At 37.7% G+C, this 24,163-nt stretch carries 22 protein-coding genes; 4 read left to right on the plus strand and 18 right to left on the minus strand.

All coding sequences use genetic code 11. The features are described from left to right. Nucleotides 1–37: 37 nt before the first annotated feature. The 16 genes from RB160_RS05800 to RB160_RS05875 form a co-directional block, all read right to left on the minus strand. A complete protein-coding gene (locus tag RB160_RS05800; protein WP_316569286.1) occupies nt 38–1,030 on the minus strand; it encodes an STELLO glycosyltransferase family protein in 993 nt (330 codons plus the stop codon). A gap of 21 nt (nt 1,031–1,051) precedes the next feature. Further along, nucleotides 1,052–2,185 carry a glycosyltransferase family 4 protein gene (locus RB160_RS05805; protein ID WP_316569287.1) on the minus strand — a complete coding sequence of 378 codons (1,134 nt, stop codon included), beginning with the start codon at nt 2,183–2,185 and terminating at the stop codon, nt 1,052–1,054. 14 nt (nt 2,186–2,199) lie between these two features. Then, a complete protein-coding gene (locus RB160_RS05810; RefSeq protein WP_316569288.1) occupies nt 2,200–2,961 on the minus strand; it encodes a WecB/TagA/CpsF family glycosyltransferase in 762 nt (253 codons plus the stop codon). Between the two features lie 11 nt (nt 2,962–2,972). After that, nucleotides 2,973–3,830, minus strand: a complete 858-nt coding sequence (locus RB160_RS05815; protein ID WP_316569289.1) for a glycosyltransferase family 2 protein — start codon at nt 3,828–3,830, stop codon at nt 2,973–2,975. 901 nt (nt 3,831–4,731) lie between these two features. Next, on the minus strand, nt 4,732–5,751 hold the full coding sequence (locus tag RB160_RS05820) for a glycosyltransferase (RefSeq protein ID WP_316569290.1): 1,020 nt from the start codon (nt 5,749–5,751) through the stop codon (nt 4,732–4,734). Nucleotides 5,752–5,759: 8 nt separating this feature from the next. Further along, nucleotides 5,760–6,647 (minus strand): glycosyltransferase family 2 protein, encoded by an 888-nt coding sequence (locus RB160_RS05825; protein WP_316569291.1) that lies wholly within the window; start codon nt 6,645–6,647, stop codon nt 5,760–5,762. Then, on the minus strand, nt 6,637–7,920 hold the full coding sequence (locus RB160_RS05830) for an O-antigen ligase family protein (RefSeq protein WP_316569292.1): 1,284 nt from the start codon (nt 7,918–7,920) through the stop codon (nt 6,637–6,639). Before RB160_RS05830 ends, RB160_RS05825 begins: the two co-directional genes overlap by 11 nt. A gap of 32 nt (nt 7,921–7,952) precedes the next feature. Further along, on the minus strand, nt 7,953–9,299 hold the full coding sequence (locus RB160_RS05835) for a lipopolysaccharide biosynthesis protein (RefSeq protein WP_316569293.1): 1,347 nt from the start codon (nt 9,297–9,299) through the stop codon (nt 7,953–7,955). After that, nucleotides 9,271–9,957 (minus strand): CatB-related O-acetyltransferase, encoded by a 687-nt coding sequence (locus tag RB160_RS05840; protein WP_316569294.1) that lies wholly within the window; start codon nt 9,955–9,957, stop codon nt 9,271–9,273. The genes RB160_RS05835 and RB160_RS05840 overlap by 29 nt, the downstream gene beginning before the upstream one ends. Nucleotides 9,958–10,057: 100 nt before the next feature. Continuing rightward, nucleotides 10,058–11,137 carry a GDP-mannose 4,6-dehydratase gene (gene gmd / locus RB160_RS05845; protein ID WP_316569295.1) on the minus strand — a complete coding sequence of 360 codons (1,080 nt, stop codon included), beginning with the start codon at nt 11,135–11,137 and terminating at the stop codon, nt 10,058–10,060. A 22-nt stretch (nt 11,138–11,159) separates the two neighbouring features. Next, nucleotides 11,160–12,104, minus strand: coding sequence for a GDP-L-fucose synthase (gene fcl, locus RB160_RS05850; RefSeq protein WP_316569594.1), 945 nt, complete (start codon nt 12,102–12,104; stop codon nt 11,160–11,162). A gap of 19 nt (nt 12,105–12,123) precedes the next feature. Then, nucleotides 12,124–12,771 carry a sugar transferase gene (locus RB160_RS05855; protein WP_396954676.1) on the minus strand — a complete coding sequence of 216 codons (648 nt, stop codon included), beginning with the start codon at nt 12,769–12,771 and terminating at the stop codon, nt 12,124–12,126. Between the two features lie 51 nt (nt 12,772–12,822). Continuing rightward, entirely contained in the window at nt 12,823–13,716 is an 894-nt protein-coding gene (gene galU, locus RB160_RS05860; RefSeq protein WP_316569296.1) for a UTP--glucose-1-phosphate uridylyltransferase GalU, read from the minus strand. 276 nt (nt 13,717–13,992) lie between these two features. Then, the gene (locus RB160_RS05865; RefSeq protein ID WP_316569297.1) at nt 13,993–14,757 is read right to left on the minus strand and encodes a tyrosine-protein phosphatase; all 765 of its coding nucleotides are present in this window, start codon (nt 14,755–14,757) and stop codon (nt 13,993–13,995) included. A 106-nt stretch (nt 14,758–14,863) separates the two neighbouring features. After that, on the minus strand, nt 14,864–15,565 hold the full coding sequence (locus RB160_RS05870) for a CpsD/CapB family tyrosine-protein kinase (RefSeq protein WP_316569298.1): 702 nt from the start codon (nt 15,563–15,565) through the stop codon (nt 14,864–14,866). 10 nt (nt 15,566–15,575) lie between these two features. Then, entirely contained in the window at nt 15,576–16,295 is a 720-nt protein-coding gene (locus RB160_RS05875; RefSeq protein WP_316569299.1) for a YveK family protein, read from the minus strand. A gap of 205 nt (nt 16,296–16,500) precedes the next feature. Here RB160_RS05875 and RB160_RS05880 point away from each other — a divergent pair, with 205 nt between their 5' ends. Continuing rightward, entirely contained in the window at nt 16,501–17,292 is a 792-nt protein-coding gene (locus RB160_RS05880) for an SGNH/GDSL hydrolase family protein (protein WP_316569300.1), read from the plus strand. Between the two features lie 340 nt (nt 17,293–17,632). On the opposite strand, the gene RB160_RS05885 is transcribed toward RB160_RS05880, so the two are convergent. Together RB160_RS05885 and wecB are read right to left on the minus strand one after the other, a co-directional pair. Then, nucleotides 17,633–19,294 carry a glycoside hydrolase family 26 protein gene (locus RB160_RS05885; RefSeq protein WP_316569301.1) on the minus strand — a complete coding sequence of 554 codons (1,662 nt, stop codon included), beginning with the start codon at nt 19,292–19,294 and terminating at the stop codon, nt 17,633–17,635. 370 nt (nt 19,295–19,664) lie between these two features. Next, nucleotides 19,665–20,813, minus strand: a complete 1,149-nt coding sequence (wecB, locus tag RB160_RS05890; protein ID WP_396954678.1) for a non-hydrolyzing UDP-N-acetylglucosamine 2-epimerase — start codon at nt 20,811–20,813, stop codon at nt 19,665–19,667. 393 nt (nt 20,814–21,206) lie between these two features. Here wecB and RB160_RS05895 point away from each other — a divergent pair, with 393 nt between their 5' ends. From RB160_RS05895 to RB160_RS05905, 3 genes are all read left to right on the plus strand, one after another. Continuing rightward, the gene (locus RB160_RS05895; RefSeq protein ID WP_316569302.1) at nt 21,207–21,977 is read left to right on the plus strand and encodes a WecB/TagA/CpsF family glycosyltransferase; all 771 of its coding nucleotides are present in this window, start codon (nt 21,207–21,209) and stop codon (nt 21,975–21,977) included. Nucleotides 21,978–21,982: 5 nt separating this feature from the next. Beyond that, entirely contained in the window at nt 21,983–23,227 is a 1,245-nt protein-coding gene (locus tag RB160_RS05900; RefSeq protein WP_316569303.1) for a glycosyltransferase family 2 protein, read from the plus strand. A 601-nt stretch (nt 23,228–23,828) separates the two neighbouring features. Further along, nucleotides 23,829–24,143 carry a TM2 domain-containing protein gene (locus RB160_RS05905; protein WP_316569304.1) on the plus strand — a complete coding sequence of 105 codons (315 nt, stop codon included), beginning with the start codon at nt 23,829–23,831 and terminating at the stop codon, nt 24,141–24,143. Nucleotides 24,144–24,163 lie beyond the last annotated feature (20 nt).

Below are 24,163 nucleotides of genomic sequence, written 5' to 3' on the forward strand. Positions count from 1 at the left end.
ATTTTATTTGATAATTTTTATTATAAATTTATACTATTTAGGAAATATCTTTTAACCAATCTGACAACACTTCAATTTCACTGGAAATCACAATATTATTATTGCATAGAGTTTCATAAGCATTGTATAAATTATCTACTACAGACTTGGATGAACTAATACTTCCCTCAACTAATTCAATAACTTTTTCCCCATGCAAATAACATGGAATTTCTGATTCAAAATCGTTAACATAATTATGAGGATTACGCTCTTGGAAAACTGTCGCATTCATAAAACCCAATTCATACCCTGCAGCCCACATAATGGGTTGTGCCACCAATCCTCTTAGTATGTCGGTAAACCTAAAAGTTACATAAGCTGGTAAATACAGAAGCGGAAAAAGTTCCTTATAAAAGGCTGTATTCTGTGAATTAAACGGACTAATAGTTCCTTTAGCTAGAACAATCGGGTCTCTTTCTTTAAAGATACATGGTTCATTATTGGTCAGTCGATAAATTGCATCTACATCTGGGTCACCATCTGCTAACCCTTGCCAAACTCCAACTTTAGATTTGTTTTTTATAAGCGAATTTTCTTCTAAGGTCGCTTTATAATCATTAATCAGTTGAAGAGGTAATCCCCTAGGCCAAATGTGTTGTTCAGTAAAGGATTTATATATATTTATAAATCCTAGATTTTCATTTGATTTTAGATATTCACCCTCAAACCTGGGTATTTCCCAATTCAACTTTGGAATGTTATCATCATCGGTATCATAAATGTAATCAGCACCTTGTTTAATTGCATATACATAACCTATCATCTTACGACAATAATGATTCCATGGTAGTGAATTTATTAATTGATAATCTAATTTTTTTTGCTCACCCGCGGATAAAAATATGGTATTCTCTTGTGCCCATGAATTAGGAGACTTTTTGTCGCCAACCACTATTAAAGACCAATCACATATGTTAGAAAATTTTTCCACAGCCTTTGTGGGAGAAAATATGCTAGTTATTATCATGAAGTTTTTTGTTCTATTCATGTATATCCCGCCCTCTACCTACTAATTTTCAATTTCCATTTTATCCAAAATTTTCGATGTAACAGTTTCCCAAGTGAAATGCTTCAAGCAATACTCTTGCCCTTTTTCTCCCATTTCCTTCAGAAGTGAAGGATTAGAATATGCATGTAGAATAATATTTGCCAATTCATCGGGTGCTGTTTCATTAATAATAAAACCAAATTCGCCATTTTTTGTTATCTCGGGAATAGAATTTCTATTCAAACCAATTATGGGAGTTTTACATGCAAGAGCTTCAAGGTAAACTAGACCCCACGGCTCATTTAAAGCGGGCATGGCAAAAAGGGTAGCAGTATCAAAGAAATGTTGAAGTTGATGCCATTCTACATAACCATAAACTTTAACGTTTGGTAAATTTCCAACAAAATTTTTATACTGTTCATCTCCGACAATAATTAGCTTTAACAAAGAATTTTTCTTTAAGGCTAACTCAAACCCTTTTAAGAGAAGGTCCAATCCCTTATCTTTAAACCTACCTTTTGCAACAAACAAGATATGACCTTTTGAATAGTCTTTTGGACCAAAATACGGTTTTAATTTACCTCTTCCGGTCCCAACTACTGTAATTTTATCACTATTAATACCATAATGATTTATTAAGTCCTTTTTTACATACTCGCTAATAGAAAATATGTGTGTCATTTGGTTATATGATAAGATTTCTAACTTCTCAGCATCTTTTAATAATTTTTTTGAATACCCCTTCATATCTGTTGAATATTTTGACCAGAGGTGCCAAGTCGAATCACAAAAGAGATAATGTTCAAGCTTCTTATTATGTGTTATGAAAGGTAAATCCAATGTACCCATATGCAGTAATTTAGTTATATTATTTTTTTCAATGGCCTTATTAGCAATTTGTGCTGTAAAATATCTTCCTATTCTACCTCTTTTCCATTCTTCTGCACCTAAATAATACAATTTAGAAAATAATGCAACTATTTTTTTAAATATTTTATGATTAATTTCTGAATTTACCTTGACGTGATATATTCCTCGAGATTCCAACTCTTTACATATTGCGCTTGGAGTACCTGACCATGTCTTTGGAGAACTTGGATCACCAATACTAGATACCGCAATACCTTTTTTAATATTGTTTCTATTAGTATTCAAATTCTTGTCCCTCATTACTTTTGGTTTCTTTTCAGTTTCCTTTTTATTATTTCGTTCATAGCAATCACAATAAATTTAGAATCAGTTAATATATATCTTTTCCATAGTCTTCTTGGCTCCTTTATTAGTCTATATAACCATTCTAGTCCTGAATTTTGCATCCAAAGTGGAGCTCTTTTTTTACCAGCTGCAAAATCAATTGCTGCCCCACAGCCTATGAAAACATTAGCCTGAATTAAATCTTTATGTTTTTCTATCCAATGTTCTTGTTTAGGGGATCCAAGGGCAACAAACACACAATTGGCACCAGAACTATTAATCTTATCAATTATTAATTTATTTTCTTTCTCGCCAAAGTTAAAAGATGGAGAAAAATTACCAACTATATTAACATTAGGGTATTTCTGTCTTAGTTTAATTACAGCTAATTTGTTTAGACTCTCTGTACCACCTAATAAGAATAGTTTAAAGCCCTTTTCAAAACTTTCTCTACTAAGAACAGTAAGTAAATCCGCTCCTGTAACTCTTTCTTTTAGAGGTTGCCCTATTAATTTTGAAAGCCATATTATGGGCATACCATCAGGTATTATTAAATCAGCATTTTTAATAATTTTTTTAAATTCCCTATCTTTTTTAATCCGGACAATAAAGTCAACGTTCGGCGTAACTACAAACATTTTGTTATCTTGTTCAATAGTTCTTGCTATTGAGTTAACTACTTCAGCCATATTTTGATTGTCGAAATTAATGTTAAAAATAGAAATTTTACTAATCACGCCTCTACCCCTTATCTTGGCTTAATTCCTATTAACCTTTTTAATTGTTGCCTTTGAAAAAACTTTTTCTCTTCATCTGTTACTAACTGTTTTCGAATTTTCAAAAAACCATATATATAACCTAAAAAAATCATGATTCCACCAATTATATAAGGATAATGAAATATTCTATAAATGCTTCGTGCAATAATAAAAAGCGGATTATAACCTGTTAAATAATCGGTTAATCCATTTCTAAATCTTCCTCTTACAATACCAGCTTTTGATGACATTGGTCTTAAGTGAATTAATTTTAAATCTGGATAATTCCTAGTTTTCCAACCTAAATTTTGCGCCCTAATTACATCAATTACATCCCAACCAAGGTCTTCTACTAAACCTTTTATTTCTAAGAAACACTCTCTTCGATAAACTTTTGATGGTCCAATAGCATAATGGTCTGGGGCATTTTCTTTAATTAACTTTTCGTTACTAACAAAGTATGTTAATCCGCTTGCAATACCAAGGTTTGGGTTATTTTTAAAATAAGTAAATAACTTTTCAAAATAGTCCACCTCAAATTTTAAATCACCATCTAATTTAACTAAAAAATCATATTTGTTAATATCAGTAGTGCTAAGGCCTAAATTAAAACTTTCTACTACTCCACCTCCCAACTTTGCATATCCCCTATTCTGTTTTTTTATTACTTTAATCCAATTGTGTTTTTGTTGATATTCGCTTGCAATTTCATAAGTACCATCAGTTGAGCCATCATCTACAATAATCCATTGCATTGGTTTAATAGTCTGGTTAATTACAGATTCTAAAGTATTTTTTATGATATTAGCTTCATTTCGTACAGGGGAAATAATTAGATAGTTACTCATTTAAATCTCGCCTCCATTTTCTGTTATAATGATTAGAAGTGAATAATTAATAAAATTTTCGGTTATTACTCAGGGCGTAAAAACAGAATATCCCCTGATTAACTAAAATCAGGGGATTCAAGTAGATTTCTCTCATGTATTTAGACAGTTGAAATAAAACTATGGATTCAAGTAAATCGAATATCCCATTCTCACATCGAAACGATCGAGAAATTTTTGTTTACTTGTATCAATCGAATGACCATTTCATCCTTATTATTGTCAAATGGAATATATTCATCAGGAGAAACCGAAAGATATCGTCCTGGTAGAGACAAATTTACCGGATTTTTCTTTCGGTTTCTTAATTTTCTCCGTTCACCAGGTTTCTTTTCAGAGAGAATTTCTCGCCATTCTCCTCACCTTGTTCGAGAATGGAATCATGTAACCCTTTGATATCCTGAAGGTTTCATCCGGATTTGACTGTCCAGCCTTATTTGAAACGGAATTGGCCCCTTTCTTTTTCAGCCCGTATGCCTGCCTCTTCCGCTTGGAAAAGGGCAATTAATCTTTCCTGATAGTCTTCTCAAGTCTCCTAGAAAGAGTGGCGAGGGAGGAAAATAGGGTTGCCTTGTTTAGAAGATGTTTCCAGATATCTTAACAAAACTAGGCCACTACTCCAGGGAAAATATGCTGGCACGCTGTAAATAGGGGTGCAAATTTCCCACCCCTCTCCATATTGAGGGAGGCTTCATTCTTTCCGGAAGGCCCTGTTTGGTCCTTTTTTGCAAATTGGTGCGCACTTAATGGCTGCTCGGTGTTCGCTATAGTCGGGCTACAGTGGGAAATTCAACTACTCGCCTACGTTGCCTAGATAGTTACAATTTTTGTTGAATATATTATTACTCTTACTAAAGAATATTTAATTTTTTATATGCCCATATTCCTTTAACATTTCTTCAGTGATATTATCCCAATTCAATTCAGCTAACTTTTGATTAAAAAGCTCTTCTTTAAAATCATTCTGTTGATCTTTTGCAGTAATTAGGGCGTTATACAAACTATCTTCATGGTTAGATTCATAGGTTTTAGCCAACTTACCAAAGTATTCATTTATAAATGGTGAATTTGGGGCTAATAAGTTTTTTTTGAAAGTTAATGCTAATATTGCTGATCCCGATGTTGTAATTTCTTTAAAGGGTAAAACAACCAAATCAGCGCTATATATGATATCTCCAATTTCATCGTCCGGAATAAATCTGAAATCTGAAATTATATTTTCTGCTTCCTCTATTTCTTTCTTTAAGTGAAATGAATCATCACTAAGTTTGCCAACTATTAGTAAAATTGATTCTTCGTCCTGTATTTTTTTAAAATTACGAATTAAATTCTCTAATCCTTTATATTTATTTATAGTGCCAAAAAATAAATACACAAATTTACCTTTAGGTATACCGTATTTTTCCCTGCAATCTAAACCTTGCCTTTTATATACTCCCTCATAAACCCCATGAAGTGATACCTTTAATTTTTGTTCATTTATCTTATAATGTTTAAGAATAATTTCTCTAAGCAAATGACCATTTGCAAATAGCAAATCCATTTGATTTATTATTAATTGTCTAATCCATTTTTCTAATTTGGGATACTTAATTTTATGCGGATATAAATTATGAATTGTCCAAACTAGTTTAACTTTTTTAGTCTTAAGATAGAAAAAAAAGTTTAATAGCAATAAACTCTTTAAGATAAAAATTAATTTATAATCGCTTTGGTATAAGGAATGGGGCCAGTGTATATGGACAATATCATTTTTTTTAATTTTTAATATATCTTTTTTTAATAAATGAAATACATCGACCCCCTTTTTCTCCAAGCTACTAGATAATAGCTCATTATATTTATTAGTTACATTATATTTAGGTAGCATCCAAATTCTCATATTCACCCTCAAATAATTCGTAAATTATATTTAATAATTCTTTTTAGTATTCTAAGGCCTAATACACCATATCGAACAGTACACATACTAACACCTTTAAAAATATTAAAATGACTAAAATAGAACTTAATATTAACTTTTAAATTGTTTGGTGACTTTATACTAAATAAAATACCTTTTATATTTTCCAAAGTAACTTTTTCATCTTTTATATAGATACCTGTTTGATCACGGTTGTTTAAACATATACTAGATGTGTTATATAATATTTTATAACCCTTTTGTCTAATTCTATAAAAATAATCAGCATCTCCATAATATTGAGGGAAATCAGTGTTATTAAAAAAGCCAACCTCTTTAATAATTTTCATAGGTATAAGTACTCCCATACCTCCACACCATTCAACTAATTGATCTTTCGAAAATAAATCCCCATCTATTTCAAAACATCCTTTTGAATACAACCCCCCTTTTCTTATACTACTATAGCCCCCCGCAAAAAAGAGTCTTTTAGGATCATCCATTAAGAGTACTTTTGAACAAATTACAGTATCTTTATTATACTTAGCAGCTTTTACTAACTCTATAATCATATTTTTTTTTACTATATTATCATTATTTAGTAATAGTACGTAGTCATATTCAGAAAGATTTTCAAGAACATATTCAATACCCTTATTCATACTGCCAGACCACCAAAGGTTTCCAGTTCCTTTTATAATTGTTATTTCGGGATGTTTCATATTAATTATTTTTGATGAATTATCCTCCGAGCCATCATCAATTATTACTATTTCATAATTTGTAAAACTTGATTTTTTTATTGACTCGATACATTTTAATGTATGTGCTATACCATTAAAAATAGGTATTAAAATTGCTACCTTATTTTCCATAATATTCTCCTAGTTTACTATCTTTTTTAATTTTCAACAGAATAACAATACTAATAAGAATAATAATTATATTGAAAATAGTTGGGAAAGTATAAATTGGTGCAAAAGCTATACCATCTATAAAAATGGATACACTTATTTGCATTAAAAATAACTTTATTATTTTATTTTCACTGGAAGTATTATAAAAATTTGTAAAACCATCTCTAAATATGGTGAAAATAATATTAATATATAAAACCAGCCCTAAAATCCCCATATTTATCCACACGGTTAGATAAGCATTATGAAGAAAGGTTGAGGACTCCTGCCAGGTAACTCTATATCTTTCAATAAATGTATTAAACCCCTGTCCAAATATAGGAGACTTCTTAACATTATCTATTCCATCATATATATCATCTAAATGACCGTTGTCAGAGGTTAACTTATTTAAGTTATTCTCTTCATTAAATATGTTAATTCCTTTAATCCGCATAAATATTGTATCAATATCTATCCCCCCATAAAAAACACTCGGTAACATACATAGACAAACTAAAAGAGAGAGTAAGATTATTTTTGCCTTTCCTTTTAAAGTGGAAAAGATTAAAGTTAACAAACTACCCACGGTTATTATTAAAAGAAAATTTCTTTTTAAAGAGAATAAAATAACTAGCAAAAAGACGATTATATAAATAAAGTAATACTTCTTATTATTTTTGAATATTATCCTGTTCAAAACATAGAAATAAGCAACACAAATTATATATAGAGTGTCTACTGTGGAAAACACTATTTTTCCGAGAAAATAAAAATTATGTCCATTTCCGCTAAAATAGTTAATTAATCCAGTACTTGATTTTATAAAAGCCAGCAATAAAAAATACTCTACAAAAAACAGAAGATGTTTTTCAGTGAACTTAAAATTAATTAAAGTTAGTCCAATAAAAAATGCATAAATGATATATTTCCATGTTTGCAATCCTATTTGATTTAAATCAAGACTATTTTTGTTATATATAGCAATTAAGATTCCATATAAAACTGCAATTAAGAAAAGAAATAATGATTTTTGAATCTTACTAACAAAAATAAACTTATTATAAAAAATATTAATAACTCCCAATGCGATTAATATAATTGAAAACCAGTCAACAATTTTTAACCCAGCATAGTTTTGAGAATAAATAGAAGTTTCATTTTGCTGTAACAAAGCAAAATCATTTGCTGAGAAAAAGACTAAAAAGAACAAAAAGATACACAATATAACGGAATAAACATATTTGAACACATTATCCTCCCAAAAAGACAAATGAGCACATATTAAGTTTTTCTTTTTATGTGCAAATAACTTTCTATCGGTCCCAAAATAGCAAACGGAAGTAAACAAATTATTGTACCTAAAATTACACCAGGTGATCCTAAATTTAAATACTGACCCAAATAAATTGATAGAGGAATATTTGTTATAGCACCCGCCCCAACAGTAATAAGTTGGCCAGTTATTTTGTTTATTCCATTTAAGAAATAAGCAAAGATATTACACCAAATTGAAATAATCGTGTATATTGCTAACATCCATATTAACTCTTCTGAGGCAACAACATCTCCACCCAACCAAAATTTCAATATACTGTTAATTGAAAGAGAAAATAATAATATACCAACTCCAAAAGGAAAGAAAATAATTATATTTTTTGACAAAGTAGTTTTTATCCAATTCAAATCGCCTTTACTATAAGCATGAGTATATGCCGACCAAAGAGGAATCATTACTGAACTCGATATAATAGTAAAAACACTAAACAACTTTAAAACAAGCTGATAGGTAGCCACATCATTGTTGCCAACGGTATGAGTAATTACAATACTGTCGGAAGAAAAAATAATAACTGCAAAGATTTCCAAAAGAAAAAATTTAATCCCAGTATTCATCAAATCCTTAACATATTTTATTTTCACCATACTAATATCGGGCTTTATTTCTTTATATTGATTTCTGAATAAAAACACATTGGCAATTAACAGTACCACTATATTTGAAAAACTGTAAGTAATCCCAAGAACTAAGATTCCCTTTATATTGTAGTAACCAAGGATATATAGGGCGATCATGAATATTGCGTTAGAAATAAACATAAACATTGTAGGTAGCATTGAACGATTAAACGCTAATGATATAGCATGTACAGTAGTAAATATTAACTGAATAAAATAAGAAATTATGAGCGTTAATATTAAAAACTGAAAATCACTTTGAGATAAAAAAGATGCATTGAATGCTGTTCTCCAATCTACTACAAGTGAAACTAAAGTAAATAATAAACAAAAAAATAAAGAAATAAATATAATAAACGCGTAACTTGTTGATACATATTCCTTAGCATTCTTCACTTGTTTTTTTGCCAGGGCTTCCGCTAGTTTGTTACGTAATCCATTGCTTATTCCACCATTTACTAGGTTGATCCAACTCAATACTGATAGAATTGTCAACCATAGACCATAGGATTTTTGTGAACCAGTAAATTCAAAAGCGACTTTAATACTCCAAAAGCTAATAATAACTGTTAAAATTTTAAAAAATAACGTGTATAAGGTATTTATACTAACTGTCTTTGATAAGGAATCTCTCAACTTAATATCAATCTTTTTTACTACAAAACTTTTCATATAGTAACTCTACATCCTCAAATAATTGTTGGTTATTTTTTAGCCAAGACATATCTTTCTCCCACCACTCGTATTTCAATAAAAACTCTATTTGGTCTTCATCAAATCTATAACCCACTTTTTTTGCTGGAATTCCGAGATTTATACTATAAGGTTCTGTATTTTTGGTTACTATCGCTCCTGCACCAATTACAGAACCAGTTGCTATTTTTACCCCTGCCATTATTCGTACTCCTTGACCAATCCAAACGTCATTCTCTATGATAACTGATTTAGAATTTAAAACATCAGCAAATTTATGTTCAAAAAATTTATTATTGTCTACAAAGGTAAATCCTGCTTGACAATGAGTTGAATAAAAGGCTGGATGAATACTTACAAATTTAGTAATGGGATGTGACCCAAAGACTACTTTTACATCTGGAGCGATACAACTATATCTACCTATAACTGTATTACGGAGATCACAATCATTAGAAATATAAGTACCAAAACCTATGAAACTATTACTTATATTTGTTCCTGAATATATTTTATTATTTCCTGCTAATTTAGTTTCTTTATTTATTATTACTTTATTTTTCAATAAAATAGATTTTCTTCGTTCTTTAAAATTATAAAACAATCTTTTAATTTCTCTTTTAATAGGACTAAACAACTGTTACTATCCTCTCTGTCTTTAATTAAATTCGCAAAACATAAATGGTAGAATAGTAAATACATAACTTTTATTCATATTGTAGGAAATCAAAGCCGGCTTAATCAAAGGACTTTTTGTTAATATTTTCCCTTTCAACTTTTTTCATATCTGCATCGACCATAATTTTAACTAGATTTTCAAATGAAGTTTTAGTAGGATTCCAACCTAATAAATTCTTTGATTTAGTTGGGTCACCTAGAAGTTGATCCACTTCTGCTGGTCTGAAAAACTTCGGATCTATTTCTACAATTACATCACCATTTAAACTATTTATTCCTTTTTCGTGCAATCCGTTTCCAACCCATTTGATTTCTATTCCAACGTGCTTAAACGCTAATTCAACAAACTCTCGAACAGAGTGCATTTTCCCTGTTGCAATTACAAAGTCTTCGGGTTCTTTATGTTGAAGAACTAACCACATACATTCAACATAATCCTTTGCATAACCCCAGTCCCGTAATGATTCTAAATTCCCAAGCATTAATTTTTTTTGTTTTTTTTGAGCAATTCTTGCTGCAGCAAGGGTGATTTTTCTAGTTACAAAAGTTTCGCCTCTTCGTTCAGATTCATGATTAAACAAGATTCCATTAACTGCAAACATTTTATAAGACTCTCTATAGTTTTTGGTTATCCAAAATCCATATATCTTAGCAACGCCATAAGGAGATCTTGGATAAAATGGAGTTGTCTCTTTTTGTGGCACTTCTTGTACTTTTCCGAACAATTCAGAAGTCGATGCTTGGTAAACCCGTGTCTTTTCTGTTAATCCAAGGATACGTACCGCTTCTAGAATATTTAGAGTTCCTTTTGCATCCACATCTAAAGTATATCCTGGCATATCAAATGAAACTCTTACATGAGACTGAGCTGCAAGGTTATAAATTTCATCGGGCTGAATCTCCCCAATGATTCTGATAATATTCAGTGCATCGGTGACGTCCCCAAAATGTAGATGAAAGTTTATGTTGTTATATAGGGCTTCCGATTCCTCTTCTGTCATGATATCTTCCAAACGTTCTTGATTGTAGGAAGAGCTTCTTCGAATAATACCATGTACCTCGTATCCTTTTTCTAAAAGTAATTCTGCTAAAAAGGACCCGTCCTGTCCTGTTACACCTGTAATTAATGCTTTTTTCATTGTATCCTCCGCTGAGTTTCTTCTATTTTATATAGGTTATTAATTTGTTTTCAAGGAACCACTGATAAGCTTTCTCCAAACCATCATTTAATGAGGTTTGAGCCTTCCAGCCCAGAGAGTTTAATTTTGATACGTCAACCAGTTTCCTTGGAGTACCATCTGGTTTGGATGTATCAAACTCTAAATTCCCATTAAAACCGACTACCGCTTTGATGTGCTCTGCTAATTCCTTAATGGAGATATCTTCGCCAACTCCGATATTTACAATTTCATTGGCGAAATAGTTATTCATGAGATAAACACAAGCATCCGCAAGATCATCAGAGTATAGAAACTCGCGTTTTGGGGTGCCTGTACCCCAGATTTCTACTTGAGGAGCATTGGTTTCTTTTGCCTCATGGAATTTACGTATAAGTGCTGGTAATACATGTGATGTGTGCAAATCAAAATTATCATGAGGCCCGTATAAATTAGTCGGCATGACCGAAATATATTTTGTGCCGTATTGGCGGTTATACGATTCACACATTTTGATGCCAGCAATTTTTGCAATTGCATACGGTTCATTTGTTGGTTCAAGTAGACCGGTTAGTAGATACTCTTCTTTTAGGGGCTGAGGGGCCATTTTGGGATAGATGCAAGTGCTACCTAAAAATAAAAGCTTCTCCACATTGTTCCTGTAGGAAGCATCGATAACGTTAGTTTGGATTAGAAGATTGTCCCGAATAAAATCCGCCGGGTATTCATTGTTAGCAACAATACCGCCTACTTTGGCGGCAGCCAGGAATACAAATTCAGGTTTTTCAGTTTCAAAAAATTGGTCAACAGCATTTTTATCCCTTAAATCAAGTTCTCCGCTTGTCCTTAAGACTACATTTTCATAACCAAGGGAGGTTAATTTTCTTACCAGTGCTGATCCTACCAAACCGCGGTGTCCAGCAACATATACTTTTGAATGTTTATTCATCATAGCGATACCTTCTTTTCTAGAATGCGTTTTTTGATCCAAACAAAACAAGAACTGTTTTCAAAATAATCTTCATATCAAAGATAAATGAACATTTTTTAATATATTCAAGATCCAATTGGACCATTTCTTCAAAGCCGACACTGTTTCTGGCACTTATCTGCCAAAGGCCCGTACAGCCAGGAATAACCAACAACCTCTGTTTGTGATAGGATGTATACTCCTCTACTTCACGCGGAAGCGGCGGACGCGGCCCTACTAAAGACATATCCCCTTTTAACACATTAAATAATTGAGGAAGTTCATCGATGCTTGTTTTTCGGATAAATTTTCCTATTCTCGTAATCCTGGGATCTTTTTTCATTTTGAACATCGCACCGGATACCTCATTGTATTTCAACAATTCCGCAAGTTTTTCTTCTGCATTCGATACCATGGAGCGGAATTTATAAATCCTAAACTCTTTTCCATTTAGGCCAATCCGTTTTTGGGAAAAGATGACTGTGCCTTTGGGATCTTCAAGTTTAATCAAAATGGCAACAAACATAAAAACAATACTAAGTACCATCAGGCCAGCCAAGGCTCCAACTATGTCAAAAAGCCGTTTACTATAAGGATAGAGTCTCCCCTTGTTCAGTTGTATTGGATAAGGTTTTTGCGATTCAATAAAAACGGTATTTGTTTTTGCCAGGTTATCCAACCACGTTCCCTTCTTTCCCTATATAAATACTTTTTCTTGTTCAAACGTCGAAACTAGTTCTTTCAGATAAAGAATCATCTCTTCTTTTATATCTTCATGGTTTAAGGCAAATTCAAGTGTTGTTTTTACAAAGCCGAGCTTTTCTCCTACATCATATCTCGTTCCTTCAAAGTCATAGGCAAAAACCCGCTGAATCTTATTCAACTGTTGAATCGCATCGGTCAATTGGATTTCTCCTCCGGCACCCTTTTCCTGTTTTTCAAGGAACATAAAGATTTCTGGAGTTAAGATATACCTGCCCATTATCGCAAGATTAGAGGGAGCCGTTCCTGGTTTTGGCTTTTCAACAAAGTTCAGGACCTGGAAGCGGCGGCCTTTTTGAGAGGAAGGATCGATAATTCCGTACCGATTCGTTTCCTTGTCGCTGACGGTTTGAACCCCGATGACAGAGGAATATGTTTCTTCATATTGCGTAAGCAGCTGCTGGAGGCAAGGAATGTCGCTCTGAACGATGTCATCACCAAGCATGACAGCAAACGGCTCGTTCCCGATAAATTTCCGAGCTGACCACACAGCATGGCCAAGGCCTTTTGGTTCCTTTTGACGGATGTAATGAATATGGGCAAGATTAGTCGAGTAACGAACCTTGTCCAATATATCGAACTTTTCTTTTTCGATCAGGTTCTGTTCGAGTTCAGGTGCAGCGTCGAAGTGGTCTTCGATTGCACGCTTTCCTTTTCCAGTAACGATGATAATGTCTTCAATGCCTGACGCGACAGCTTCCTCAACTATATATTGGATTGTGGGCTTATCTACAATTGGAAGCATTTCCTTTGGCATCGCTTTTGTGGCCGGTAAAAACCTAGTTCCCAATCCAGCAGCCGGGATTATAGCCTTCCTTACCTTTTTCAACCCTCTTCCCCCTACTTAATTCTATTTTTCTCTATACTGTTGATAAAAAATAAATACCTAATGAAAAAATAGTTTCGTTCACACCACTATTCTTTCATTAGATATCTACCGATAAGTAAAAATAGATGGGCATCTAACCCGTCCTCACACTATGCAATCGACGACGGGCGTCTAAGGAGGAAAGCCTCCCACTGCATAACCGAGTGCCTCCATGGATAACGGATAGGAGGCATCTCCGTTCAGCATTTGCCGAATTTATGTTGATCTTGGTGTGAGTTAAAAAATGCCAAATATCTTCTTTTTCTTGATTGGTTCCGGTACTTCTTTATAGATGTTCTTATCAAGTAAAAGCAAGTCTGCATTTTCCTGAAGAATGAAGGACAGTTCCCTGCCGTATGTATCCTCTAGTACTTCGTATGCTTCTCGCATGTTGAATCCCCTCGAATGAGTATTATGGGCATCCGAGGCAATAAAGTGGGTTAAATTGGATTCAATTAGTTGGAAAGAAAAGTTCTTGATCTTTTTCCCAAAGTACCCTGCCAGTGAGGAAGCTGTTATTTGTGTAAGTGCCCCGTTTTTTACAAGGGAATACAAGATTCCAGGCCGTTCGATTAGTTCCTGATTTCGTTCCGGATGGACGATGATTGGGGTAAGGCCACTCATTTGCAGGTTGTAGATCAGTTTTTCTGTGTATCTCGGGACATGGTCGGAGGGGAATTCTATAAAGAGGTATTGCGTTTCTGCAAGAGTTAGAATTTCATTCCTCTCATAATCTTCAATTAGCTCCCCATATACCCTGACTTCCTGGCCGGGCAACACCGTTAAAGGAATCTTCGCAAGCTGAAGATGGCCGTTCAACTCCCCAACCTGTTCAAGGATAGACTGTTTTGTATTTGTATACCGATTGTTTTTATGGTGAGGTGTCGCAACGATTGTCTTGATTCCTTCACTAACCGCAGCCCTAGCTATTTCCAGGCTTTCCCTTATCGACTTCGCCCCGTCGTCAACTCCCGGCAATATATGACAATGAATGTCAATCATTGATAACACCTCCCGATTAAATTTCCATTAAATTTCAAAAAAACCTATATCTTCATCATATCCCCATCTTTCGACCTAGTAAAGGGGTGGAAAATGTCGAAAGTTGTCACTTTGTCCCGTAATAGTAATACTGATTCTTTGAGTCTATCCTCCTGTTGTTTAAAACAACTCCGAGCAAATTTGCTTTCGCCGCAACCAAAAGTTCCTTTGATTTGGTTGCCTTATCTATTTCCGTTTTCTCGCTATTAACAACCAGAATCGTCCCATCGCATTGGTTCGACAAAATTTGTGCATCGGTTACTGCGAGGACAGGAGGAGTATCGAATAACACCATATCGAACTCTTCCTTCGCTTTTTCAAAAAAAGCCTTCATCGCCTTTGATCCCAAAAGTTCAGACGGATTTGGCGGGATGGGGCCGCTCGTTAGAATGTAGAGATTGTCCACATCGGAGGGCCTTACGGCTCGGTTCAGGTTTTCCTGCCCGGTCAATACGGTCGTCAATCCAACTGTATTGGAAACATTAAATGTATATTGCATCGTGGGTTTCCGCATATCGGCATCAATAAGTAACACCTGTTTACCTTGCTGGGCGAACGTTACGGCCAAATTGGCAATCGTCGTTGATTTCCCTTCCCCTGGACCTGAAGAGGTTACCATCAATGTATGGATTTCCTGATCCACTGATGAAAATTGGATATTCGTTCTGATTGTCCTGTATTGTTCGGAAATCGGCGATTTTGGGTCAACCTTTGTAACTAGCTTTCTCTTATTCTCGAATTTTGCTTTTTTATTTGTTTTCAAAACCACTATTCACACCTCAAGCTCTTAATTTTCTTTCTGCTCGACTATCCAATTCTCTTGTATCCCCAATAATTGCGACTGCTCCCAACACAGGCATTTCCAATAGTTTCTCGACATCTTGTTCTGTTTTAATTGTGTTGTCAATGTATTCAAGCAGGAATGCAAGGCCTACTCCGAGCATGAGCCCCACGACCAACGCGATTGCAACATTGAGTAGCGGCTTTGGTTTTACAGGCGCCTGACCATCCATTACGGTTGCAGGCGACAAAATGCTTACGTTGTCGATGTTCATAATTGAGACGATTTTGTCTTTGAACTCTTCGGCGATTGTATTGGCAATTTTAGCGGCTGTTTGTGGATCTTCATCCTGGACGGTGATATTAACAACCTGTGACTGCTTTTCACTGCCGACCGTAATTTTCGAATGCAACTGGCTTGTCGTATAATCGCCGTCCAATTTCTCCACGACCGGATCAAGAATTGCCGGGCTTGTAATGATTACATTGTACGTATTAATCAGCTGCAAATTTGTTTGCACCTCATTGTAGTTATACGCACTCTGTTCGTTTTTGGCCTGATTGACCAGGATTTGCGTTGAAGCCTCATAAATTGGCGTTAAAACAAAATAGCTCACAAGCGCGCTAATGAAGACTACCGCAAATGTGATACCAAGGATCATCCTTATACGTTTTTTCAAAGTCTCGAGTAATTCTTTTAAACTGATTGTTTCTTCCATGTTGCTCCCCCAGCTCGAAATTTTTGTTGTAAAATTTATCATTCATTGTCATAATTTAAAATAAATTGGCAGATTTTTTAAATCCATTCTATGCTAATTTAACAATTTCTTGAGAAAAAAGAAAGATATTTTTTAATATGGGTAAATTTGTTAGTTTAATTGCACATAAAAAAGGGAAAAAGATTAGATTTTGCGGGGGACGGTTATGAAAAATTTTATTGTCACGCTTTTGGCTATTGCCTGCTTTGCTATTTTAATAGCAGGGAATGTGCATTGGAGGACACTTGGCGCCAAGGAGGAAGGCAATCCAACAGCCACTGCGGTTAAACCTCCTGAAAAAACGGCTGTTACCGAGAAGGCTGCACCTAGATGGGAATTCGAGGATGCTACTGTGAACTGGCCGGCGGATAGCAGGGAAAGCTTTCAAAATGCGATGGAAGCCAAGCGTCCGTTTAAAATTGTATTTGCAGGTTCAGATGCTCTAGGCAAAGAACCTGATGGATGGGCGTTCTTGCTTAAGAATGAGTTGGTCAGTACATATGGAGAGAAAAATATTGAGATAACAGTGGTTGAAACGAACACCAATACAAGGGATGCACTCACGGCAGAGTGGCAGAAGGAGATTATTGATTCCGGAGCCGACATGGTTGTGTGGGAGCCGTTTCTCCTTAACGACAATGGCGAAGTTTTCATGGAAGAATCACTAAGGAACATAACGACGATCATCGAAGAAGTAAATGCTGAATTGCCTGACACGGTATTCATCCTGCAGCCAGCGAATCCGATCTTTAAGCCGAAGTACTATCTCACACAGGTTCAGGAGTTGGAAACTTACACAGAAGAAAAAGGCCTAGACTACCTTAACCATTGGGAAGAATGGCCCGACCCAAACAGTGAGGAAATCAAATCGTATCTTAACCTGCAGACAAGCCAGCCAAACGCCGAAGGGCATAAACTTTGGGGAGAGTATTTGATTAAGTATTTTACGGGGAAGTAAGAGTTCAATATAAAAAAGGAGCAGACGGAATATTTAATCCGGCTGCTCTTTTTTGCATTCAGTTATACAATTAGACAATCCATTTAATGACGAAAATCACTAGTAACCATAGTGGTATGGAGATTAAAATTCCAAAAAAACATCCTCTTACGAAAAAAGGGTTCTCCATTTATGACCACCGACCTAACATTTTTGCGATTAGTATAAAGGAATATAAACGAAAAGCTTGTCCTATTTAGTTGTCGAATCCCGCTTTTTTCATTCAAATTTGGTATTCCTTTTCTCATCTTTAGAACTTACTAACGTAATATACACATCTTTATTGCTCTAAAGACATTGGCTATTCCCTAAAATTCAAGCCCTTCACAACCGCCGGCTGAGCCATCCCCTTTTTAAACGCTTCGGCGCTGGCGGGTGAGGTGCGGATACGGAAATCAAATGGACCATGCGCCTGGTCGAACCAGACTGCGATTTTTATATTTGGATAAGAGCGCGGGATCTCATCAAATGCGGATGTTATCCATTCTGCTTTGTTGCCACCAGTTTCGACGGCTGCAAACTCCCCTATCATTAATGGTTTTTCATAATAGGAGCGGGAGTATTCCCAGTATAGGTCTTCGTATAGTGTATGGATGCTCTGGTAATTGTTCCACTGGGTTTTACCGAAGTTGTACGATGTCATGCCGACGAAATCAACGTATTTATCGCCAGGGTAGTACATGTGCGCTTCGTTCCATTCAAAGTATGGGGATGACACATGGTTTGGGTTCCAGACGAAGTAGGCATTGTCCGTTCCGTTCTTTTTAAACAGTTCGACGATATGCCTGAAAGTGAGCTTGTACAGGTCGGGATCGTTGTATGTGCTCTTATGGGACCACTCGGACCAATCACCATTCATTTCGTTGCCAAGCCTGAACAGGACCGGGCCATCTAAACTTTTTACTGATTCCGCCCAGGTGAGCAGACTTTTATCATAGGTTCCATTGATGATGTTTTCGACGACATCAGCGTTGGTGGTTGAATTGGCTTTTTCATATAAAAGGGTGACGATTGGAAGCCGGTCGTTATCGAGCAGCTCTTTCGTGTATTCGTCATAGCCGTTGTCAATTGGCTTATAAAACATTTGCGCTCCGAGCGGATTTTCAAGGTATTCGTTCAGGGCGTCAATGTCCCTCGATTTCGGCAGGTAAGCCCCCATGACGAAATGGTTTTTCGGGATGATGAGCGAATCCAATTTATGCTTTAGCCGTACTTCCGGGTTGGGCGGGTTCGCTTTGATCGCAGTATTCAGGTCCATCTCGATGGGAGAAACAATTTTTAAGGTTGATGCCATTTGGATCAGCGCGGCCTTCATCGACTCGAAATGCTGCTCGTCCGTTTTTAACTGGAAAGAGAACACCCGGTTCCCTTTTGTTAAGAACAGATAGCTGTACTGGTTCATGTCATGGTCGATACCCGTGATGGCCGGCCTCGTGTAATTGATTTGCCGTGCTGAGAAGCCTTGCTGATTCCACCGTTTGTCGGCGGTGATGTTTGGCTTTAGCGTCTCGATTGTCGATGTGATATAGCCAACTGGCGAGGTCCACGCTTTGTCGACATTTTGCACGGTCAGGTCGATCCGGAAATCCTTCGTGAACAGCCTTGTGTAATTGGACGCCTGTCGAATGTCGATTTCCCAGTCTTTTGGGAAGCTCAGCTGAAAGCCGTTCCAATTGTTGGTGTAAGTGGTGGTTGTAGCTGTACTCGTAATAGCGGTTACGTTGTCCGGGTTAAGCGTCCGGCTTTTCTGCTCATTTTTCCAAAGAACATAAAAATCCCCGCCGGTGAACTCCTCCACATACGGCTTCTCTTTCGTTGGCTTCTCTTTGGTCGGCTTCGCAACCGCAGGCTTCGGCGCTTGAACCAGTATGTCTTGGGCTTTATTCGGTTGCGAAACAACCATCCAGTAAGCGCCGCCGCCAAGCACAGAGAGGGATACTAGTATGATCAGTAGTTTCTTCATTGTGTAGTGTTCTCCCAAGGTGTGTTTTCTCTCTATTTTAAGTGATTGGCGGTAGCATGCGCTAGTTTAAAGTACCTGTTTCTGTTTTTCGAACCACATTCTGGATTTACGAACCGGTTTGACTGTTTTTTGAACGACATTCTAGATTTATGAACCAGGATTGGCATTTTATGAACCGCACCCCGCTAAGCGGTGCTGCCGGGGAGTGGCTGGTTTATATCGCGATTAATGCAGGATGAACCCAATAATCGGTCTTGAGATTAATTCCTATTGACAGAACCATCCATAACGAACCATCAAATTGTTCTTTAGAGACATCCTATTGACCAATTCAGGTTTACTGAACCCTCAAATTGACTTTACTTTTTCCCTATTGCTGAACGTGCTGGATTCCGGTTTCCACTTGAAAGTCTTCCGGCTTTTGGTTTCTGAGGCCGAAGTAATATAGGATTGACTCAACAATCCGGGCGGAGGCTTGTCCGTCGCCGTACGGGTTTGACGCTTTGGCCATTTGCTCGTGGGCGGCTTCGTCGGACAACAATTCGTTCGCCATACGGTAGATGGTCAGTTCATCCGTGCCGGCAAGCTTTAACGTGCCCGCCTTTACTCCTTCCGGCCGCTCGGTCGTGTCACGCAGGACGAGGACAGGCACGCCTAATGACGGCGCCTCCTCCTGTACCCCGCCGGAATCAGTCAGGATGAGGTACGCACGGGCCGCGAAGTTGTGGAAATCAATCACATCGAGCGGCTCAATTAAATGGATGCGCGGGTTGTCCCCGAGGATCCTGTTCGCGGTTTCGCGGACGATCGGGTTCATGTGGACAGGGTAGACAACCTGAATATCGCTATGCTCCGCGACTAGCCTGCTGATGGCGCGGAACATGTTTTCCATCGGGTCGCCGAGGTTTTCGCGGCGGTGGGCGGTCATAAGGACGAGCCTGTCAGTGCCGAGCTTCTCAAGGACCGGATGGGTGTACGTTTCCTTCACAGTCGTTTTCAGCGCGTCGATAGCGGTATTGCCGGTGACAAAAATGGCATCGGTTTTCTTGTTTTCCTCGGTCAGGTTTTCCCGGGACTGGCTTGTCGGCGAGAAATGCAAATCGGCCATTACCCCGGTCAGCTGCCGGTTCATTTCCTCTGGATACGGGGAATACTTGTCCCATGTTCGGAGGCCAGCTTCGACGTGGCCGATTGGAATTTGATTGTAAAAAGCGGCGAGGCTCGCGACGAAGGTCGTGGATGTATCGCCATGGACAAGCACCATGTCCGGTTCCGTTTCCTTTAAAACGCTGTCCAGCCCCTCGAGCGCCCTTACAGTCACGCCAGCAAGTGTTTGGCGTTCCTTCATTATATTCAAGTCATGGTCTGGGGTTATTTGAAATATGTCCAGCACCTGGTCGAGCATTTGCCGGTGCTGGGCGGTGACCGTCACAATTGATTCAATTTCCGCTGTTTTTTCCAGTTCCTTAACCAATGGCGCCATTTTAATGGCTTCTGGCCTCGTTCCGAATACAGTCATTATTTTCAGTTTCTCGTTTGACAACTTCATCTCTCCACTCAATGATCTATTAACCCTAAATACCAGGGTCTGAAAACCTCGCAGGTTAGTTGTAGTTTCAACTGCACCTGGTGCTTTCATACTTTTTACCCGGGTTTGTTGCCGGGAGGAATGTGAGCATTCTTTCCTATATCATTATTTTTCAAGTATAACAAAATTTACAGCCATGTAACAAAAAATTTACTCAAAACATCATGAAAACGCTTAAATATACAGTAATTACCCAGAGTGGAAACAAATCCATTGTTTTTTATTTTTATATCGTAATATAATGTAGTTTGTTGTTTATCATCCAATAGACCTAAATCGTTTGAATTTTCAAATAAAAAAACAAATTGTAAAGGGGGTCGTTCGATGACGCGGATATTTTCATTGGAGGTTTCCGACAAGGATTTCTCGGAGACAACTGAGTTTATTTCCGAAAAACTGGCGGCCCCCGACACTGGTCCCTTCCATGTTATGACGGTGAATGCCGAAATCGTCGGTAAAATCCTCCGGGATCCGGAACTGCAAGAGATTACGGACGGGGCCGATTTTTTAACCCCGGACGGAGTGGGCATCCTGTTGGCCGGCAAAGTGGCCGGCGGCGCTTTTCCGGGGCGAGTCACTGGCTATGACCTGATTTGGGCGCTTCTTCGCGCGAACGAGCACCGACGGATTCGCGTGTTCCTGCTTGGTTCGCAGGAATCTGCCATCCACGATGCGGCGGCGAGGCTCAAGAAGGACTTCCCGCTTGTTTCGTTCGCCTATCACCATGGTTTTTTTTCAAAAAATGAAGAAAACGAAATTGTCGAGGGGATTCGTGATTTCGGTCCGGACCTGTTGTTGGTTGGACTGGGGTTTCCGCGGCAGGATTTGTTTATTCATCGGTATAAGCGCCGGTTCGGTGCGCGTGTGGTGATGGGTGTTGGCGGGAGTTTTGATGTGATTGCGGGGAGAGAGCGGCGTGCTCCTGTTTGGGTGCAGAGGCTTGGGCTTGAGTGGGGCTACAGGATGCTTTCGAATCCTTCGCGGTTGCGGAAGTTGGTGCCTGTTGCGCGGTTTGGGCTTCGGGTTTTAGGCGCCGCGTTTTTACGGCGTGATGATATTGATATAGATAAAAATACGGTTGAGAGGGGTTCATAAAGGAAATGGCGGTTCCTGTTATTATTGACACATTGCAGTATGTGTTGTTGTTTTTCTGGACGTATTGGTTGGTGATTAGCTTCTGGGGGTTTAAAAAGCCAAAGAAGCTGAAGGAGTTCGCTCCATCGAAGCGGTTCCTTCTATTGGTTGCGGCACATAATGAGGAGAGCGTGATTGGGCAGCTTGTGAAGAATTTGAAGTCACTGGATTATCCGAAAGAGTTGTATGAGATTTGCGTCATTGCGGACAACTGTGATGACAATACCGCGAAGATTGCGCGTGAGTTGGGTGCAAATGTGCTCGAGCATTCTTATCTTCCCGGTGAGCCAAAAGGTAAGCCGTATGCGATTAAGTATGCGGTGGATACGTATGGCGACCGCTTGGTAACGGATTTTGATGGGATTTCGTTTTTTGATGCGGATAACCTTGTGTCTCCGAACTTTTTGAAGGAAATGAACAATCATTTGCATGCGGGCCACCGCTTGATCCAATGTTATCTGGATTCGAAAAACCCGAATGACAACTGGGTCAGCCTGTCGTATGCGGCAAGTTATTATTACATGAACAGGGCTTGGCAGCTGGCGAAGAGCCACATTGGCCTTGGGAATGCGGTCGGCGGGACTGGTTTCGTCGTCGAAACGAAGCTTTTTAACGAGGTCGGTTGGTCGGCACGTTCATTGACGGAAGATCTGGAGTTTACAATGCAATGTCTCTTGCGAGGCGTAAAAGCTCACTGGTGCCACTTCGCAAGGGTGTTTGATGAGAAGCCCCAAAGCTTTGTTGCTTCCTGTGTTCAGCGTTTGCGCTGGGCCCGCGGCCACTGGGATGTGTGCTTCAAATACACTCCGAAATTGCTGTGGAGAAGTGTTTCGAAGTTGGATATTAAGGCGTTCGACGGGGTGCTGTACTTGCTGAACCCTGGGAAGATCGTGCTTAATACGATGACCCTTATTGTGATTTACTTGTCCATCTTTATGGATGCGGACTGGTTCACTCCAATTATGCCGTGGTATGTTTGGGTAACGATGCTCTTGTTCCAGTTCTACTATGTGGCGTTTACGATTGTGAAGGATTCGCTGCAAAAGGTGAGTTTTGTGTGGAGCTTTATTAGCATGTTCCTGTTTAACCTTAGCTACATTCCGTTGTTTGTGTGGAGCTTGATTACGTTTAAGAATAAAAGCTGGAATCCTACGAAGCACTCGCGCGGGATTGAGCTTGATGATATGCAGGCGCCTGGGACTGGGATGTAATAAGCTGCGGCCGGAATAAATATTGGTTTAGGAACCCTACTTCGACTTTTTGGTTGGAGTGGGGTTTTTTTATTTTGTAATTGAATGGAACCAAAGCCGTAAGGCTTGGAGGTTCCCTATTTGAACGAGAAAAATCCGGATGAGGGACAAAGATTTGCCGAAATCCTGAAAAGGTGTCACTCAAAATCCGTTTAAGCGATAAAGTTTAGCTAAACGTAAACTCCTCTGTTTTGGCAGTTGGTTAATAAAGGGCCGGTTTAATTTGAAGGATTACTCGGAGAAGTGAATTATTAGGTTGAGATCGCCTCCTCTTTTGGAATAAAAGGACAACAATACAAAAAAGGGAAACCAGAGGTATTCCAGGACATATGAAAATAGATAAAGTATGTACTTTTTCACCGTCATTCACCCTCAATTGCTGTATTTATTTCATTGCTGGTAAGTTTCTAAAGAGCTTCCGTTACCTATTTCCAAGCTCTAAATGATTAAAACCTCAACTTTTGCCAAGATTTGATATTTATTTACAAGTTTCGATGCTGTATAATTATTCCTGTAATGATATTTTTATATTTTTACTACATAAAATCTCCAGGGGGAAAAAATGAATAACAATCTTTTGCTTAAACGGGATTTATCATCTGAACAGCTGGTCATGGTCCAATCCGAAATGAATAAGAAGGCTAAATCAAAGGGTATTGCGTATGCCCTATGGTTCTTCCTGGGAGGTATTGGCGGTCACCGTTATTATGCGGGCGACATCGGTATGGGAATTGGAATGACATTAACATTAGGCGGTTTGGGATTATGGGCTCTAATTGATGTCTTCTTAATCGGAAATCGGATTGAAAAGAAAAACGAAGAGCTGGAATACCAGCTCATTCAGCAAGTTGCATCGTTTAACCGGGCAACAGTATAATACAGCGCTAAAACCACTCC

The sequence above is a fragment of the Neobacillus sp. YIM B06451 genome, assembly GCF_032667185.1.
Classification (GTDB): Bacteria; Bacillota; Bacilli; order Bacillales; family Cytobacillaceae; genus Bacillus_D.